The organism is Streptomyces sp. NPDC046465 (assembly GCF_040646035.1).
Taxonomy (GTDB): Bacteria; Actinomycetota; Actinomycetes; order Streptomycetales; family Streptomycetaceae; genus Streptomyces.
Genome location: NZ_JBEYZK010000014.1, coordinates 11,789 through 30,677 on the forward strand (window position 1 = coordinate 11,789; position 18,889 = coordinate 30,677).

Here is an 18,889-nt window from a genome sequence, read left to right on the forward strand (position 1 = left end):
TTATGGTTGTTTCATGTCAGTCGATCGCGACCAGGTCCTGCGCAGCGCCGCGGCCCTGCTCACCCGCAAAGCCACTTCCACCATGGACGAGGTCGCCCGCGCCGCGGGCATCAGCAGGGCGACCCTCCACCGCCACTTCGCGGGCCGCGACGCGCTCGTACGCGCCCTCGAAGACCTCGGCCTGCAGGAGTGCGAGGCCGCCCTCGACCGGGCCCGCCTGCGCGAGGACAGCGCGAGCGACGCGCTGCGGCGCCTGGTGAAGGAGATCGAGCCGGCCGCCGGCCTGCTCGCCTTCCTCTACACGGAGAACCAGCTCTTCGAGGGCGACACGCAGAACGACGGCTGGTCCCGCATCGACGACCGGCTCGCCGCGCTCTTCCGGCGCGGCCAGGAGAGCGGTGAGTTCCGCATCGACATCACCCCCATCTGGCTGACCGAGGCGCTGTACGGCCTCATCGGCTCCGGCGCCTGGGCCGTGCAGGACGGCCGGGTGGCCGCAAACGACTTCTCGTACATGATCGCCGAGCTGCTGATCGGCGGCGCACAGCGGAGAGTGGACTCATGACCAGCACCCACCAGCAGACCGAGGCGCCCGAGGCGGAGCGCAGCCCCGGCCGCTGGCTCGCCCTCGCCGTGCTCGCCCTCGCGGTGCTCCTCGTCGCCGTCGACGCGACCGTGCTCGGCCTTGCGACGCCGTACATCAGCGAGGACCTCGCGCCGTCCGGCACCCAGCTGCTGTGGATCGGCGACGTCTACTCCTTCGTCATCGCAGGCCTGCTCGTCTCCATGGGCAGCCTCGGCGACCGCATCGGCCGCAAGAAGCTGCTGCTCACCGGAGCGGTGGCCTTCGGCGCGGTGTCGGTCCTGAACTCCTACGCGACCAGCCCCGAGCTGATGATCCTGGCCCGCGCGCTGCTCGGTGTCGCGGGCGCGACACTGATGCCGTCGACCCTGGCCCTGATCCGCAACATCTTCCACGACCCGCGCGAGCGCAGCCTCGCGGTCGGCATCTGGGGCGCCATGGCGTCCGCGGGCGCGGCCGTCGGGCCCGTCGTCGGCGGCTTCCTGCTCGAACACTTCTGGTGGGGCTCGGTCTTCCTCATCAACCTGCCCGTGATGGCCGTGCTCGTCCTGGTCGGCATCAAGTTCCTGCCCGAGTCGAAGAACCCGGCGCCGGGCCCCTGGGACCTGGTGAGCGTCGTACTCTCCCTCATCGGCATGATCGCCGTCGTGTACGCCATCAAGGAGGCGGCCGCGCACGGTCTGCGCTGGGACGCCGTCGCGGCCGCGGTCGTGGGTGTCGCCGCGCTCACCTGGTTCGTACGCCGCCAACTGACGCTCAGCGCGCCGCTCCTGGACATGCGGCTGTTCCGCAACCGCGGCTTCTCCGGAGCGGTCCTCGCCGACCTGCTCACCGTCCTCGGCCTCTCCGGCCTGGTCTTCTTCCTCTCCCAGTTCCTGCAACTCGTCCAGGGCCGACGGCCGTTCGAGGCGGGCCTCGCCGAACTGCCCGCGGCGGTCGGCGCGGTGGCGGCCGGGCTCATCGCGGGCATGGTGGCGCGGCGCTTCTCCGTACGGATCGTGGTCGCGGGCGGCCTCGCGGCGGTCGGGCTCTCCCTCGCCGCGCTCACGGGGCTCAGTCAGCACACCGGCTATCCGCTACTCGGCGCCTCGCTCCTGGTCGTCGGCATCGGTGCGGGCTTCTCGTTCACCGTGACCGCCGACGTCATCCTCTCCAGCGTCCCCAAGGAACAGGCGGGCGCGGCGTCCGCGGTCTCCGAGACGGCGTACGAACTGGGCGCCGCGCTCGGCATCGCCCTGCTCGGCTCCATCGTCACCGGCGTCTACCGCGACTTCACGGCGCCGCCCGGTACGCCGCCGGATGTCGCCGCTGCCGCGCACGAGTCGCTGGGCGGCGCGGTGGAGTCGACGGCGGGCCTGCCGGCGGGCCAGGCGGACGTTCTGCTCGCCTCCGCCCAGACGGCCTTCGTGGACGGCCTCCGCCTGGCGGCGGGCGTCGGAGCGGCGGTGCTTCTCGCGACGGCGGCGGCGGCGTGGTTCCTCCTGAAGGGTCAGGAGCTGGAGTCGGGCCTCGAACACTAGGCGCTCCCGCGGTGGGGCGGGTCTCTCACGCGCGGGCGACACGTGGTTGCTCGCGCAGTTCCCCGCGCCCCTGAAGCCCCTGCCGGGGCAGTCCCTCGCCGGTGCCGGGTGCGCCCCTAAGGGGCGCGGGGAACGGCGCGACCAGCCGAGGGCGGCCCGCAGACGACGACGAACCGGCATCTTTAAGGGGCGCGGGGAACTGCGCGACCAGCCGAAGGCGGCCCGCGGGTGACGGACTGGGCCCGCCGGGTATTTCTAAGGGGCGCGGGGAACGGCGCGACCAGCCGAAGGCGGCCCGCGGGTGACGGACTGGGCCCGCCGGGTATTTCTAAGGGGCGCGGGGAACGGCGCGAGCAACTGAAGGCGGCCCGCGGGTGACGGACTGGGTTCGCCGGGTATCCCTAGGGGGCGCGGGGAACTGCGCGATCGGCCACGCACAGCCCGCAGAGGGAACGAACCGGCGGCCCCGGCGGCACGGCGCAACGCAGAACGCCCGCCCCGGCGCCGGGGGAAGACCCCGCCCCCGGCGCGGGCGCGCCGATGAGAACCGTTACCCGGGCGGCTAGGCCGCCTTCGCCTTCGTGGCGTACATGTCCACATACTCCTGCCCCGACAGCAACATGACCTCCGTCATCACGGAGTCCGTCACCGCCCGCAGCACATACCGGTCACGGTCCATGCCGTCGTACCGCGAGAACTCCATCGGCTCGCCGAAGCGGACCGTCACCTTGCCGGGACGCGGCAGCCCCTTGCCGCCGGGCTGGAGCTTGTCCGTGCCGATCATCGCGAAGGGGACGACGGGCGCGTTGGTCATCAGGGTGAGGCGAGCGATGCCCGTACGGCCCCGGTAGAGACGCCCGTCGGGCGAACGCGTGCCCTCGGGGTAGATGCCGAAGACCTTGCCGTCGTCGAGAATGCGCCGACCGGTCATCAGCGCGGCCACCCCGCCGCGGCCACCGTCGCGGTCCACCGGGATCATGCCGACGCCCGTGAAGAACCAGGCCATGAGGCGCCCCTTGAGGCCCTTACCGGTGACGTACTCGTCCTTGCCGATGAAGAACACCGGGCGGTTGGCCACCAGCGGCATGATCATCGAGTCGATGAACGTGAGGTGGTTTCCGGCCAGGATGACGGGCCCGGTCCCCGGAATGTTCTCGGCGCCTTCTACCCGTGGGCGGAACATCAGGCGCAAGATCGGTCCGAGCACTGCCTTGATGAGCGCTAGACGGGACAACAGGCCCTCCGGTGTCAACGGGTCGACGACGAGTAAATGCAGGTGAGGACGATACTCGCGGGCAACCGCCCTTTGCACATCGGGTTCATGCACTCGATACGCAGTGTTGACCTGACTTTGCGGGATCTTGCCCTGAGCCGTCGCCTTTGTGACGACCGTATTCCCACGGGATCGTTGTGGCCCGAACCAGTGGTCCTTGTCACGCACACTCGTCGCTCTGCGTGGCGGGCCACCGGGCGCGGGCCGTCACCTCCACAGTGCGCCTCCATAGTCCGCCTCCATCGTCAGTCCGCCTCCATCGTCCGCCTCCATGGTGCGCCCACTCGCCACGCCACGTCATCCCGCCGTTCCGGCGGGGGTCTCCCACACGTCACTCGCGGCCACCTACGATCAGTCCCGCTTTGTCAGGTGCAAGGCGGCAGTACATCGGGAGGAGCGCCAATGGCGACGCAGGGATCGGGTCAGCAGCAGCCGGGGACGAGTCCGGGGCGGCGGGCGGTACTGGGGGCGGCGGTCCTCGGTGCGGGCACGGCCGTGGCAGGAGTGCCCGGCGTGGCAAGAGCCGACGAGCGCCACGGCGGCGGTCACGGGGAGCACGGCGGGCACGGTGGATACCGGAGCCTGCCCGTGCCGACGGTTGTCGCGCACCGGGGGACCAGTGGCTACCGCCCCGAGCACACGCTCGGCTCGTACCAGCTCGCCCTCGACATGGGCGCGCACGTGATCGAGCAGGACGTCGTGCCCACCAAGGACGGCCATCTCGTATGCCGTCACGAGAACGACATCACCGCGACGACGGACGTATCGGCGCACTCCGAGTTCGCGTCCCGCAAGACCACCAAGTCCGTGGACGGCGTCAAGCTCACCGGCTGGTTCACCGAGGACTTCACGCTCGCCGAGCTGAAGACGCTGCGCGCCAAGGAGCGCATCCCGGGCACCCGCCAGCACAACACCCTCTACGACGGCCGCTGGGAAATCCCCACCCTCGAAGAGGTCCTCCGCTGGGCGGAGAAGGAGGGGCGCCGTCGCGGCAGGCCGGTCTGGCTGCACATCGAGACCAAGCACCCCACGTACTTCCGCAAGCTGGGCCTCGGCCTGGAGGAGCCGCTCGCCAAGCTCCTGCGCCGCTACGGCCGGCACAAGAGGAACTCGCCGAACTTCCTGCAGTCCTTCGAGCCCTCCAGCATCCAGCGCCTGGCCAAGCTGGTCTCGGGACCCCGCGTCGTGCTGCTCTCCACCGCGAACTCCCGCCCCTGGGACTTCGTCGAGGCGGGCGACCCGCGCACCGTCGCCGACCTGATCACGCCCAAGGGCCTGCGGTGGATGGCGGGCTTCGCCCAGGGCATCGGCCCGACGCTCGACCTGGTCATCCCGAAGAAGGCGGACGGCAGCCTTGGCACCCCGACCACGCTCGTCGAGGACGCTCACGCGGCGGACCTGATCCTGCACCCGTACACGATGCGCAACGAGAACACCTTCCTGCCCGCGAACTTCAGGAAGGGCACCGACCCGAACGCCTACGGGGACGCCTTCGGCGCCTTCAAGGCCTACTTCGAGACGGGCATCGACGGGATCTTCTCCGACAACTGCGACACCGCGCTGCTCGCCGCCGCGGACTTCGCGCGGGACTGAGAGCCGGTTGACGCCCCCTCGGGCGCCGGGTGACTCGCGTCAACGGCTGACCGCCCGGCCCCGGTTGGGGTGAGAAGCGGCCGCTCCGGAAACCTCGTACCGGACCGGCCGCGTCCCGCCGGGCATGACCCACGACCTCATCCCCACCCTGCGGCCGCTGCTCGCCGCAGAGGTGTCCGCGGAGGCCCTCGCCTCGGGCGCGGACCCCGGCGACCTCGAACAGGCCGTCTGGCTGCGGCTGTTGGAGCGCATGAAGGAAGCGGGGCCGCCCGCCGACCCGGCCCTCTGGCTGCGCGGCGCCGTCCGGTCCGAGGCGCGTCGCACCCGGCACACTGGGCGGCGCGAGGCGGCCTACGCGAAGGAGCCCGCCGACGACGCCGAACACGGCCCCGAACAGCGCGCCCTCGCCGCCGACCGGTACCGCGCCCTGCACGCCGCGGTGCGCAGGCTGCCCGGCCGCTGCCCCCGCCTCATGGCTGCACTGCTGTCCCCCGAGGACCTCACCTACCGGGAAATCGCAGGGGAGTTGGGAATGTCACAGGGCAGTCTGGGGCCGGAACGTTCCCGATGCCTGGGATGCCTGCGCAGAATGCTGACAGCGGAGGTTGCGGCTCCTGCTCCGTGGGGAATGGAGCGGTAGACAACCGGTGGAGCAGGTGAGCGGGAGGCATGCACACATGGGCATGAGCGTGACCATCTCGGTGGCGGCGGCAGAGGACAAGGACGCCGTCGAGCAGATCCTCAAACTGCAGTACCTCTGCTACCAGAGCGAGGCCGAGATCTACGGCGACTACTCGATCGAACCCCTGACGCAGTCCCTCGACTCCATCAGGGCCGAAATGGCCGCGGGCACGGTCCTGGTGGCCCGCCTCGGCGACGAGGTGGTGGCCTCCGTCCGCGGCACGGTCGACGCGGACGGCACGGCACGCATCGGCAAGCTCATCGTCCACCCCCGCATGCAGCGGCACGGCCTGGGCGGCCGCCTGCTCGACGCGATAGAACAGCACCTCGGCGCGACCGGCACCGCCAAGTGCTTCCAGCTCTCCTCCGGCCACCGCAGCGAACAGAACCTCCAGCTGTACCGCAAGCACGGGTACGCGGCGGTGGACACCCAGCGCGTGAACGAGCGGCTCACCCGGGTCACGCTCGCCAAGGACGTACCGGCCGACGCGTTCGTGCCGAGCGCCTAGCGGATACGGCGGCCCCGCTCGGATCGCGGTCCGGCCGCGCGAGGGGCGATGCTGGAGGGGACATACCGCCCAGGGGCTTCACGGATTTCGCCCGGCTTTCACCTCGCGTTCCGTGATGCTCCTGGGCGCGGTACATCTAGGCGTGGCCGATTCTCGCCGCGTGGAGCCCTATCGGTGTTCGGCTGTTTCGGGCGCGAGTTGGCGCGGCAAGGCAGCCTGTGAGTTCGCTGTGAACCTCACATCCGCCCAAAAAGGGCTCTGGTCCCGCGTGTTGTCGGGAATTCGAAGCGTGGCCGGGAGTCGCCACCAGTCGCTACGGACAGTAAACCATCGTGGCCGTATGTTAATTGTGTGTGACGTGCGTCATGTTGACGGTCTATTGGGCCGGAGCATTAACTCGCCCCGCTGTGAACATCCGGTGGATGTTCCGTAACTCTGGGGTGGGGCTGTGGAGTTGATCAACAACCTGCGCGGAGGCGCGCGGGTGACCAAATGGGGAGCCGTGGCGGCCCTCGTGATGGCTGCCGCGGCGTCCTTCTCTCTGGGCGCGCCGCCCGCGAACGCCGTTTCGTGCACCGCCGGAGTGGGATCGGACTTCAACGGCGACGGCATTCGCGACATGGCCGTGGCCGATCCCGAAGCCACCGTCGACGGCAAGGCGAACGCGGGCCTGGTCCGCATCGTGCTCGGTGGCGACAAGGGCGTCACCGAGATCTCCCAAGCGCTGGGAGGCATGACAGCCAACCCGGAGACGGGCGACAAGTTCGGCGCGTCGATCGCCGTGTACGACGCGGACAAGGACGGCTGCGACGACTTGGCGGTGGGAGCGCCGTACGAGGACGTCAACACCACCGAAGGGGCGCAGGCGGACGCCGGGGCGGCCTACGTCATCCACGGTCGGCCCGCGGGCCTGGGCGAGGGGTCGACGGTCGAGAGTTACACCCAGGCGGGCCTCGACGGCGCCACCACCACCGAGTCCGGTGACCTCTTCGGCTACGCCCTCGCGGGCGGCGCCACGTCGGGCGGCAAGCCGTACCTCGCCATCGGCGTACCGGGGGAGGCCATCGGAGACCGCTCGGACGCAGGGTGCATCCACTACGTGCAGGGCACCACCAAGACCACGGTCAACCAGGACGACCCCGACGTGCCGGGTGTGGCCGAGGCCCACGACCGGTTCGGGCATTCTCTTGCCGCCACGAGTCGCTTCATCGCCGTGGGCGCGCCCGGAGAGGCCATCGGCGAGGAGTCGTTCGCCGGGGCCGTGACGCTGTTCAACCACGCTCTGGTGGCCGGACGTCCGACGGCACTGGACGGCGTGGACGAGGATCATCCCGCCCTGGTGTCCGGTGCGTCCGCCAAGGACGACCGATTCGGCACAGCGCTGTCGATGGTCCCGTACCGCCCGTCGGGCGCGGATTCCGAGACGGACGCCCTGCTGGCCGTCGGAACACCCAACGAGAACATCGGCACGGTTGCGGACGCGGGTGCCGTGACCGTCATCCGAGTCAAGCCCTCCGGTGCCGTAACCGAGGTCAACTTCATGGATCGCCTGTCCTCCGGCGGTGACGAGCGGCCGGCGACGGCGGACTTCTTCGGCCAGCGGGTCGCCCTCGCCAACACCGCTCCTGGTGACGTCGGTACCACCCAGACCATCAAGCTGGCCGTCAGTGTTCCCAACCAGGAAGTGGGAGTCGCGGAGAACGCCGGCGCCGTGCACATCCTGTCCGCACTCGACCGCTCCGGCGGAGGCGGCAAGGCGCTTACGCGGGGCAACGGCCTCCCGGGCACCGCGCAGGCGCGTGATTTCGCGGGTCTCGGGCTGTGGTCCTCGTACAGGGAGCTGTACGTCGGGGTGCCCTACAGCAAGACGCCGGCCGACCGTAAGGGCCTGGTGTACGCGATGTCGTGGAAGCACATCGACGACGGCACCGGCTCGGTGCGCACGCTCAAGCCGGGCGCCGACGGCATCCCGGACGAGGGCAAGGCCTTCGGTTCGGATGTGAGGTAGGCGAACACGGGCGTCGTGCAGCCAGCGGCGCCCGTAGCGGCTTCCCGGCCTGCGGCTCACCGCGGGTCCAGACGCAGGGGGATCAGGGGGAATGGTGAAGAGCAGGGCAGAACGGCGTGCGCGAAGAGCGGCCGTCGCGGTCGGCTTGATTACTTCCGTGCTGGTATCCGGAATCGGCGGGCTGCCTGGGGCCAGCGCGGCATCGTCCGAGCCGCCGAGTGAGCCTCAAAAGGCCACGTCGACCGCCGAGCTCACCGAAGACGCGGCAGTTCGGCGCGCGGACGAGGCGGGGAAACGGATCGAAGTCCTCGGGCGGCGCACCGAGCGCGGCCAGACGTTCGCGAACCCGGACGGCACTTTCACCGCCAAGGAGTACGCGCAGCCGGTCCGGACGCTCAAGGGCGACAAGTGGACCGACATCGACACCACACTGGTCAAACAGCCGAACGGCGCCCTCGCCCCCAAGGCCACCCCCACCGCTGTGACCCTCTCCGGCGGTGGTGACGGGCCGTTCGCCACGATGGTGCGCGACGGCAAGACGCTGTCCTTGTCCTGGCCGGGTCGGCTTCCGGCACCTGAGGTAGAGGGCGCAACGGCTACGTACCGCGCGGTCCTGCCGGACGTCGACCTGGTGGTGCGCGCGGAGCCCGAAGGATTCGCGCATCTGCTGGTCGTCAAGACCGCGGAGGCGGCTGCCAACCCGAAGCTGACCGGTATCGAGCTTCCTGTCGCCACTCGTGGCCTCGACGTACGCAAGGCGTCCGGCGGTGGCCTCGTGGCGAAGGACGCGGCTACCGGCGGCACAGTCTTCGAGGCACCGCAGCCCGTCATGTGGGATTCCAGCGGTGACAGCAGAACCACGGTGCGGCGGAAGGGGTCACCGGGGGTGGCGCAGGCCGCGCCCGCCGACGGCGCCCGAGTCTCGGACGTCGACCTTGGCCTGCGGCGTGACGTCATGACCCTGAAGCCCGATCTGCGCCTGCTCAGGGGGGAGAACACCCGCTATCCGGTGATCATCGACCCGGTGGCCAGGACGAAGAGCCGTACCGCATGGACTTGGGTGTCATCCGCGAAGCCGGGCCTGGAGGGCTGGAAGTTCCCCAACTCGGACGACGGCGTCGAGTCCGGCAAGGGTGTCGGCCGCTGTCCGGCGAACTACTCCGTGCGCTGCACCGGAAGCAACGACGTTCAGCGTCAGTACTACGCGCTGCCGACGGGGACTTTCGAGGGCAAGAGGATCCTCAAGGCAGAGTTCGCGATCACGCTGGTGCACACGTACAACAGCGAGGCCCGCTCGGTGCAGCTGCACCGGGTGAACAGTTCCGGCGGCAGCGCGATCAACTCGCGTACCAATTGGTCCAATCGCCCGTCGAGCAAGGACCACATCACTTCCGAGTCGCCGACCAATCCGACGGGGTCATGCTCGGCGACCAACCAGAACGTGCGCTTCGACGTCAAGGGCACCGTGCAGAAGGCATCGTCCAGCGGATGGGACACGACCACGTTCGGGCTACAGGCCGCCACTGAGGATTCGTACGTCTCGTGGAAGCGGTTCTGCAACAACGCGGCACTTGAAGTGACGTACAACCGGCCTCCCTACCAGCCGAAGATGGACGAGCTGTCCATGGACCCCGGAGGCAAGTGCGCCTACGGAGAAGCGTCCAAGCACTACACGAAGAAGGCGCCGACGCTCTCCGCGATCGTGTGGGACCCGGACCACGGCGACGTGAAGGGCAACACGGAGAAGGTCAGGGCGCAGTTCGAGGTCTTCTGGACGGATAAGAACGGCAACGAAAAGAAGTACGTCGTCACGACCGGCTACCAACAGACGAACACCGACCGGAGCCGCGACAGCGGATATGAGGAGTTCACCTACAAGGTGGGCGAAGACATCCGCGGTGACGGTACGGGTTCCTTCGCGCTTCCGCAGAACACCGTGATCGGCTGGTGGGTGCGCGGCGGTGACGACATCGGGGGATCCGGCGAATCCTGGGGGCCTTGGAGTCACGAAGGATCCGGTACCCGCTGCGAGTTCATTCTCGACTCGACCAAGCCCGACGCGCCGGAAGTGAAGTCCGAGAAGTACCCCAACGACGAGAAGTGGCACGCGGGCGTCGGCGAGTACGGCAGCTTCGAGCTGCACTCCGAAGGAACCGACGTGGTCAAGTACCGCTACCAGTTCACAGGTGAGGCGGAGCACACGATCACGCCGGACGCGCCCGGCAGGCCGGCCATCGTGCGCTGGATGCCGCAGCGGGAGCATCCGGTGACCCTGTACGTCGAAGCGGAGGACCGGGCGGGCAATAACCGGGAGATCACCAAGTCCTACCGCTTCCGGGTGGCCAAGGGGCGGTCCGCGAAATCCTCGTGGGCGCTGGCGGATCCCGAGGGTTCCGGGCAGGCAGCGGGGGGTGACGGTACGCAGGCGGCGACGGCGGGCCCCGGCGTGACCTTCGGCGAGGACGGCCCGCACGGCTCCGTGCGTACGGCGGCGACGCTCGACGGCAGCAGTGGCGCCTACCTCAACACAGGCCGGCATGTGGTCGACACGGACAAGACCTTCTCGGTGGCGGGCTGGGTGATGCTTCCCCAGCTGCCGACGAAGTCGATGAGCGTGATCAGCCAGGACGGATCAGCCCAGTCGGGCTTCTCGCTCGGGTACGACGCCGCGTCACACCGATGGTCCTTCCTGGCACCCGACAGTGAGATCGACTCGACGATCTCCTGGGAGGTGCAGGGGCCAAGGGCGGTCCCCGGCGAGTGGACGCATCTGGTCGGCGTCTACGACAAGGACGAGAAGAGGACCGGTTCCTCGGGCACGATGCGCATGTACGTCAACGGCACCCTCGTGCAAGGCGACATCCAGGAGCGCCCGACGACCTGGAACGCCACGGGTTCCCTGCAGATCGGGCGGGCTCTGGAACCCGCCGGCTACACGGCGAACCTGAAGGGGACCGTGGCGGACGTCCAGGTCTTCGACCGTGTCCTTTCCGCCGGTGAGACACAGAGTCTCGGCGGAATTCCTCCGCTGCAGCGTGCCTACTGGGATATGGACGAGTCCGAGGGCGGAGGGGTGCCGGACCGCTCCCAGGGCTCTGGAATGGTGTTGCGCGGTGGTGCTTCCGTCTATCAGGCGGACGACACCTGCGACATTCTCGACCCGAACTGCAAGCCCGCCGAAGAGCCTCTATGGGGCGACGGCCACCTGTCCCTGGACGGCAAGGACGGCTATGCGAGCCGCTCTGCGGGCCTGCTGAAAGCCAAGGCCAGTTTCACGGTCACGGCACGGGCCAGGCTCGGCTCGCCCGACGCGACGGCCACGCAGGCGGTGTTCTCGCTGCCGGGCACCCAGGGTTCGGTGGCCAGTGTCCGGTTCGACAAGGAAAGCAAGCACTGGAAGCTTCGGCTGACTGAGAAGGACATCGCCGACGCGACCGCGACGGAAACGGAAGCAGGCACTGTCCAGCCCAGCAGCGAAGGACGGGGCGACCACCTTGCTCTCTCCTACAACGCGTTGTTCGAGGAAGCCCGCTTGTACGTCAACGGCCAGTGGACGGGCCAGGTCGTGAGGTGGTCCAACGACTGGGACTTCTCCACGGCGGGCCTTCAGGTGGGACGCGCAGGCCTGACCTCGGGATCGCAGTATTTCTCCGGGGCGATCGACGAGGTGCGCGTCTTCGAGGGCGCACTGGACGAGCCGCTGGTGGCAGCCGTGGCGAATCTGAAGTCCGGCGTGAACCTGGACGGCACGGTGACCTAGCCGCCAGGACGTGGGGCGGGCCCCTCGGAGCCCGCCCCGCCCCACACCCCGCTGCCCCCATTTCGAGCCTCCCGGAGACGCAACGTGTCTACGCCACAACGATTCCGCCTGCCCTCAAAGTCCACACGCCCCCAGCTGCGACGCCACGTCGTCATCACCTTGGGCATATCGCTCGCCGTGGGGCTCCTGCCGCAGTACGTCCCGCAGGCGGCGGCCGATGACAAGGGCCGTACCCGCCCGGGTATTCAGAAGGACCTCGGTGCCCCCGTGCCCGGCACTGATCTGAAAGCCGGTAAGGACCGGCCCAACCCGGCGGAGAAGGCGCGGGTGAAGAGGGCAGCCGAGGTCTCCTGGCCCAGGGGCGCGAGCGACATCGTGACCCTCGGTAGTGCGCCGACCCGGTTGGTCAAGGCGAAAGGTTTACCCGTCAGAGTCGGTCCACCCGAGAAACGCACACGACACAGACCGGCGACTCCCGAATCCGTGAAGGTCGTAGTCGCCGGCCGGACCCAGACGGAGGCGGCTGGAGTCGACGGAGTGCTCCTCACGCTCGCTGACGTGGGGAAGGACGTACGGGCGGGCGGCACCACGCAGCGGACGGGGGAGCCAACCAAGCCCAGCACGACGCGTCTCACCCTCGACTACTCGAAGTTCGCCGATGCGTACGGAGCGGGTTACGGCTCACGTCTCCGTCTTGTGGAGCTCCCGCGGTGTGCTCTGAGCACTCCGGACAAGAAGAGCTGCACCACCTCGCGGGAGCTGCCTGCCACCAACGACACTGACGCCTCCACGCTGAGCGCTGATGTCCCGGTAAGGGCCCGTGGCGATCGGTCCTCGGGCCCTGCCACCGTCCTCGCCGCGACCGCCGCCGCCTCCGGTGATCAGGGCAGCTTCGGCTCGACCCCGCTCGCACCCTCCGCCGAGTGGAGCGTCTCCAACTCCTCCGGTGCGTTCAACTGGTCGTATCCGCTGCGCACGCCACCCGCCCCAGGCGGACTCGCGCCGTCGGTCGCGCTCTCCTACAACTCCCAGTCCGTGGACGGCCAGACCGCCGCCACCAACAACCAGGGCTCCTGGGTCGGCCAGGGCTTCGGCTATGAGCCCGGCTTCATCGAGCGGCGGTACAAGCCGTGCGCTGACGACGGTCATGCCAAGACCAACGGTGATCAGTGCTGGGCATACGACAACGCCACGATCCAGCTGGGCGGCGGCAGCTCCGGTGAGCTGATCAAGGATGACGACAGCGGCGAGTGGCGGATCAGCGGCGACGACAACAGCAAAGTCGAGAAGCTGACCGGTGCGAGCAACGGTGACGACAACGGAGAGCACTGGCGCGTCACCACGACCGACGGTACCCAGTATTACTTCGGCCTGGACAACCTCCCCGGCTACACCGCGGGCAAGGAGCAGACCGGCTCCACCTGGACGGTTCCCGTCTACGGCGACGACGCGGGCGAGCCCTGCTACGACGCCACGTTGGCCGATGCCCACTGCAAGCAGGCCTGGCGCTGGAACCTCGACTACGTCGTGGACCCGCACGACAACGCCATGGCGTACTACTACGGCAAGGAGACCAACTACTACACCCAGGGCCTCAAGACCGACGAGAACGGCAAGTCGTACACGCGCGGCGGTTACCTCCAGCGGATCGACTACGGCCAGCAGGACGGCAAGGTGTACAGCACACCCGCCGCGGGCCGCATGCTGTTCGACACCGACGAGCGGTGCCTGGCCACGGCGGCGGACTGCGAGCCCGGCGACCTCACGGACTCGACCGCGGGACGCTGGCCCGACGTCCCCTGGGACCTCAACTGCAAGTCCGGCACCAAGTGCAAGGGGCAGAACAGCCCCACGTTCTGGACCCGCAAGAAGCTGAGCAAGATCACGACACAGATCCGTTACGGCGACGGCTACGCGGATGTCGACTCATGGTCCCTGGGGCACGTCTTCACGGACAACGGCGACAGCTCCAAGTCGCTCTGGCTCAACACCATCAAGCAGACAGGGCATGCAGGGTCCGGCACGGTGAGCACGCCGGCCGTGGAACTCCTGGGCCAGCAGCTGCCCAACCGGGTCGACAAGCCCGGCGACCAGATCCAGGCGATGAATCGCTTTCGTCTCGCCGGCGTCGACAACGGTAGCGGCGGCAGGCTTGACGTCCTGTACCGCGACGCCGAATGCAAGGCAAGCGATCTACCTCCGGCCGACTCACCGAAGACGGCTTGTTATCCGGTCAAGTGGAACCCACCGGGGGCCGAGGAGCCGATCACTGACTGGTTCCACAAGTACCTTGTCGCCCGTGTGGTCGAGGACGATGTGACCACGGACGCGCCCAACAGCGTCAGCGACTACGACTACATGGGCAGCGCAGGCTGGAAGAAGGCCAAGTCCGACGGCATTACGAAGGACGAGTACCGCACGTACAGCGACTGGCGGGGTTACGGAAAGGTCCGCGTCACCAAGTCAGGCGGCACCGTCAGTGCAGCCGACCAGCGCACGGAGCACGTCTTCCTGCGTGGCCTCGGCGGTGAGGTCGAGGACTCGACCGGCGCCAAGCACGCCGATGACGAGGAGCTCTCCGGCCAGGAGCTGGAGACGATCACTTACGACGGCGGCTACTCAGCCGACAAGATCGTGTCGAAGAACGTCAGCACGAGCTGGTCGCGAGCCACGGCGACCCGCACCAAGGACTGGGGCACGCGCAAGGCGTACTACGTGCGACCCCAGACCACGAGGACGTACACGGCCCTGGAGGGCGGCAAGTGGCAGGAGGTCGCCGCGACCACTCGCTACGACTCCACGACCGGCCGCGCGGTGGAGACCGACGACTACGGCAAGATCGGGGACGCCTCCGACAACCAGTGCATCCGCACCGAGTTCGCGGACAGCAAGGCCAAGCACTTCTATGAGCTGGTCTCCCGGGTAGAGAAGGTCGCCGTCACCTGCGAGACCAAGCCGGACCGCAAGACCCAGGTCATCTCCGACGACCTGACGTTCTACGACGGCAAGGGCCTGGGCGAAGCACCGGTCAAGGGTGATGTGACCAAGGCGCAGAGGCTCTCGAAGCACGACGGGACCAAGGCCACATACCAGACGGTCACGGAGTCCGCGACGACAGACTTCGACCGGTTCGGGCGCCCGCTGAAGGTGAAGGACGCCAAGGGCACCGAGACGAAGTTCGCGTACACCGAGACGGACGGGCTGACCACCAAGCAGACAGAGACCAACCCGCTCGGCTGGCAGGTCTCCACCGAGTACGTCCGATCCTGGGGCAGCCCGGTCGCGCAGGTCGACATGAACGGCAAGCGCAGCGAGACCGCTCACGACGCGCTCGGCCGTGTCACTGACGTCTGGCTGCCCGACCGGTCGCGGACCGCGCCCGCATCGATCAGGTACACCTACCTGGTCCGTAAGAGCGCGCCGACCGTGGTCAAGACGGAGAAGAGCGAGAGGCACGGCACCTACGGAGTCGAATACACGCTCTACGACGGCTTGCTGCGGCCACGTCAGCAGCAGTCCGAAGGCCCGAACGGCGGTCGTATCGTCGCTGACACGCACTACGACGGCCTCGGCAATGTAGTGGAAACAGCTTCGGACTACTACGCCACCAAGCCTCCCACCGACGCCGTTTTCAAGCCGACGGGCGAGGTGGACGGCCAGACCGTCACGCGGTACGACGGCGCCGGGCGCAAGACAGCCGAGATCGTTCAGGTTGCCGACGAGGAGAAGTGGCGCACGACCTACTCCTACGGTGGCGATCGCGTCCACGTCGATCCGCCGGCCGGAACGCCGCCCACCACGACGATCACCGACGGACGTGACAGGACGACGGAGATCCGCCGTTACAAGGGCGACAAGCCTCTGCCCAACGGCCCGTCGGCGGAGTACGAGAGCACGTCGTACGGCTACACACCGGCGGGGCAGCTCAAGTCGGTCGAGGACACGGCCGGCAACTCCTGGTCGTACGGCTACGACCAGCGGGGCCGCAAGACCTCGTCCAACGACCCCGACACGGGCAAGTCGACATATACGTACGACACCTTGGACCGCCTCCTCTCCACGACGGACTCGCGGGGCAAGACGGTGGCCACGAAGTACGACGTACTCGGACGGCCGGCCTCCACCTGGGAGGGCGAGCCGGATACGGGCACGCAGCTGACTGCGACGACCTACGACCAGGTGGCCAAGGGGCAGTTGTACGGAACGTATCGGTACGCCGGTGGGAAGGTGCAGGCGGCGACAGTCAACGTCCACTTGGACGAGTTCTACCAACCGGAACTCACCAAGGTCGCGTTGGGCGGCGACGTGGCCGAAGAGCTCCAGGGCACCTACGAGTACAGCACCGAGTACAACTCGGACGGCACCGTGCAGTCGCAACAACTCCCGTCGGGGGGCGGCCTCGGCCCGGAGACCCTCACCTACACCTACGACGACCTGCAGCGTCCCACCCAGCTCTTTTCGAACCTGGACGGAAAGCAGCAAGGAGCTTACGTCGGGCTGGCGTCCTACGCCCCGACGTCCCAGCTCCAGCAGTTGGAACTGGGCACGGTAGGCGGCTCGGACGGTAAGAAGACGTGGCTCACCTATGAGCACGAGCGTGGCACCGACCGTCTGACGAACTCCACGGTGGATGTCTCGGGCGTGGACCCGGTGACATACGACGCCGACTACACCTACGACGCGTCCGGAAACGTCACCTCCGTCGCCGACACCCCGGCAGGCGGCCAGGCGGATGTCCAGTGCTTCCGCTACGACTGGCAGCGGCGCCTGAAGTCGGCCTGGGCCACGGCCAATGCCTCTGACGAGGCCAGGGGCACCGGCAAGCAGAACAAGGCGTGCGCGAACGACCCGAGCCCCTCGACTCTCGGTGGCCCGGGTGCCTACTGGCAGGACTTCGACTTCGATGCGTCAGGCAACCGGAGCAAGCAGGTCCTGCACGGGGTGGGCGGCAAGCCCGATGTGACGCGGACGTACACGTACGGCAAGGACGCCGAGGGTAACGGAGGCCCGCACACCCTCAACCAGGTCGTGACGGACACCCCGGCCAGCGGCAGCGGCCCGGCCGTCAAGTCCCAGGACACCTTCGCCTACGACGCCGCGGGCAACACGAAGCAGCGGGTGCTGAACGGGACCACACAAGACCTGGCCTGGAACGCCGAAGGCAGGCTGACGAGTTCCTCCAAGCCGGACACTGAGGCCACGTCCTTCCTGTACGACACAGCCGGCGAGCGTCTGCTGCGCAAGGAGCCCGGGAAGCAGACGCTGTATCTGCCGGGCATGGAACTCACCCTGAACACCGAGACGCGCGCGGTGGAGGCGACCCGTTACTACAGCTTCGCCGGCCAGACGGTGGCGATGCGTACGCCTAAGGGCGTGCAGTTCCTGGCGGGCGACCACCACGGGACGTCGCTGGCGGCGGTGGACGCGAAGTCGGGCGCGGTCACTCGGCGCCGCATGGACCCGTTCGGCAACGAACGCGGCACCGCTGTGACCGACCCCTGGGTCGACGACAAGGGCTTCCTCGGCAAGCCGGTGGACGCGTCGACCGGCCTGACGCATATGGGGGCCAGGGAGTACGACCCGGCGAATGGCCGCTTCATTTCCGCCGACCCGCTGATCGACTTCACTGATCCCCAGCAGATCAACGGGTACGCGTACGCCAACAACAGTCCGGTGACGTTGGCCGACCCGACGGGACGGATGCCGGACGACTGCAAGCTCATGGGCATGCAGTGCTGGATGAAGAGTAATGGAGGCTGGGAGACCAAGACCTCCAAGACCTATTACACGTACTACCAGTTGGACAAGACTCCAGCCCAGCGGAAGGCCGTGGCCGCACGGTCCAGAGCCAACGTCGAGCAGAGTTTCGCGGTCGCCGCCGCCAAGGAACTCGGCAAGATCATCTCGGATGAGCTTGGCATCACGGACGCCTTGGACTGTTTCAGTACGGGCAGCCTCGGTTCTTGCGGCGCAACGATCCTGAACGTCGTCGTGAGCGCGATCGGCGCGAAGATCGGCCAGCTGGCCAAGAAATACTTGTGGAACTGGAAGAAGGGCGCCGCACTCGCCAAACGAGTGTGGGGGCTGCTCGACAAACTCAAGGGCAGCTACAGCAAGTGGCGCACCCTGGACAAGAAGGCCGGCAAGCTGGAGGACATCGCCGCAAAGTGCGAAACGTCGAACAGCTTCACACCAGGCACCAGAGTCCTGATGGCGGACGGCAGTACGAAGTCCATCAGAGATGTCGACATAGGTGACAAGGTCCTAGCCACCGACCCGAAGACCGGAAAAACGAAGGTTCGCACGGTCACGGCGGAGATCAAGGGCAAGGGCGCCAAAAACCTGGTCAAGGTCACCATCGACGCGGATGGTAAGCGGGGTGGAGGGAAGGCGTCCGTCACGGCGACGGACGGACACCCGTTCTGGGTGCCGGAGCTGGGCGAGTGGATCGACGCGACGGATCTGCGATCGGGCCAGAAGCTGCGAACGAGTGCCGGCACGTATGTTCAGATCACGTCGGTAGAGCGCTGGACGCAGGCGGCGGCTGTGTACAACCTGACGGTTGCGGATCTGCATACGTACTATGTGGTGGCGGGGCAGACTCCGGTACTCGTGCACAACAGCAACTGCTCTCCATTCGCCGACGGAGATATCTGGGACGGTTCATTCGATGTTGGAGGGCAGACGGTTGAGACGATGGCGACCGTCAGAGCGGCCGGAGACACCGTGCATCTGGACGGATTGATGGTTTTCCCGAAGGGGACTCAGGGGCTTAGTCGCGCCCCGATTGGGCCCGACGCAATCCGGCAGATGAAGCGCTCCATCGCCGGGCAGGCGAGATCTCAGGGGTATAGCACCGTCGTGCTGAACTATGAGCGGCATATCCCGAAATCTGACGGAAGTATCTTCAAGCGCCCAGGGTCGATGAGCTTGGACGTTGCGAAGATCCTAGGAGATTAGAG

At 67.9% G+C, this 18,889-nt stretch carries 9 protein-coding genes; 8 read left to right on the top strand and 1 reads right to left on the bottom strand.

The genetic code is table 11. The features are described from left to right. Positions 1–13 precede the first annotated feature (13 nt). Positions 14–565 carry a helix-turn-helix domain-containing protein gene (locus tag ABZ953_RS22235; RefSeq protein ID WP_361726555.1) on the top strand — a complete coding sequence of 184 codons (552 nt, stop codon included), beginning with the start codon at positions 14–16 and terminating at the stop codon, positions 563–565. Beyond that, positions 562–2,103, top strand: a complete 1,542-nt coding sequence (locus tag ABZ953_RS22240) for an MFS transporter (protein ID WP_361726557.1) — start codon at positions 562–564, stop codon at positions 2,101–2,103. Before ABZ953_RS22235 ends, ABZ953_RS22240 begins: the two co-directional genes overlap by 4 nt. A gap of 562 nt (positions 2,104–2,665) precedes the next feature. Here the strand turns inward: ABZ953_RS22240 and ABZ953_RS22245 are convergent. Next, positions 2,666–3,286, bottom strand: a complete 621-nt coding sequence (locus ABZ953_RS22245; protein ID WP_361726559.1) for a lysophospholipid acyltransferase family protein — start codon at positions 3,284–3,286, stop codon at positions 2,666–2,668. A gap of 492 nt (positions 3,287–3,778) precedes the next feature. On the opposite strand from ABZ953_RS22245, the gene ABZ953_RS22250 reads away from it, so the two are divergent. From ABZ953_RS22250 to ABZ953_RS22275, 6 genes are all read left to right on the top strand, one after another. Continuing rightward, entirely contained in the window at positions 3,779–4,969 is a 1,191-nt protein-coding gene (locus tag ABZ953_RS22250) for a glycerophosphodiester phosphodiesterase (protein WP_361726561.1), read from the top strand. Between the two features lie 124 nt (positions 4,970–5,093). Next, positions 5,094–5,609, top strand: coding sequence for a sigma-70 family RNA polymerase sigma factor (locus ABZ953_RS22255; RefSeq protein ID WP_361726563.1), 516 nt, complete (start codon positions 5,094–5,096; stop codon positions 5,607–5,609). Between the two features lie 37 nt (positions 5,610–5,646). Next, positions 5,647–6,159, top strand: coding sequence for a GNAT family N-acetyltransferase (locus ABZ953_RS22260; RefSeq protein ID WP_361726565.1), 513 nt, complete (start codon positions 5,647–5,649; stop codon positions 6,157–6,159). A 448-nt stretch (positions 6,160–6,607) separates the two neighbouring features. Further along, positions 6,608–8,167: a VCBS repeat-containing protein gene (locus ABZ953_RS22265; protein ID WP_361726566.1), complete on the top strand. Its 1,560-nt coding sequence runs from the start codon at positions 6,608–6,610 to the stop codon at positions 8,165–8,167. Positions 8,168–8,324: 157 nt separating this feature from the next. Next, positions 8,325–11,927, top strand: coding sequence for a LamG-like jellyroll fold domain-containing protein (locus ABZ953_RS22270; protein ID WP_361726568.1), 3,603 nt, complete (start codon positions 8,325–8,327; stop codon positions 11,925–11,927). 483 nt (positions 11,928–12,410) lie between these two features. After that, positions 12,411–18,887, top strand: coding sequence for a polymorphic toxin-type HINT domain-containing protein (locus ABZ953_RS22275; RefSeq protein ID WP_361726570.1), 6,477 nt, complete (start codon positions 12,411–12,413; stop codon positions 18,885–18,887). Positions 18,888–18,889 lie beyond the last annotated feature (2 nt).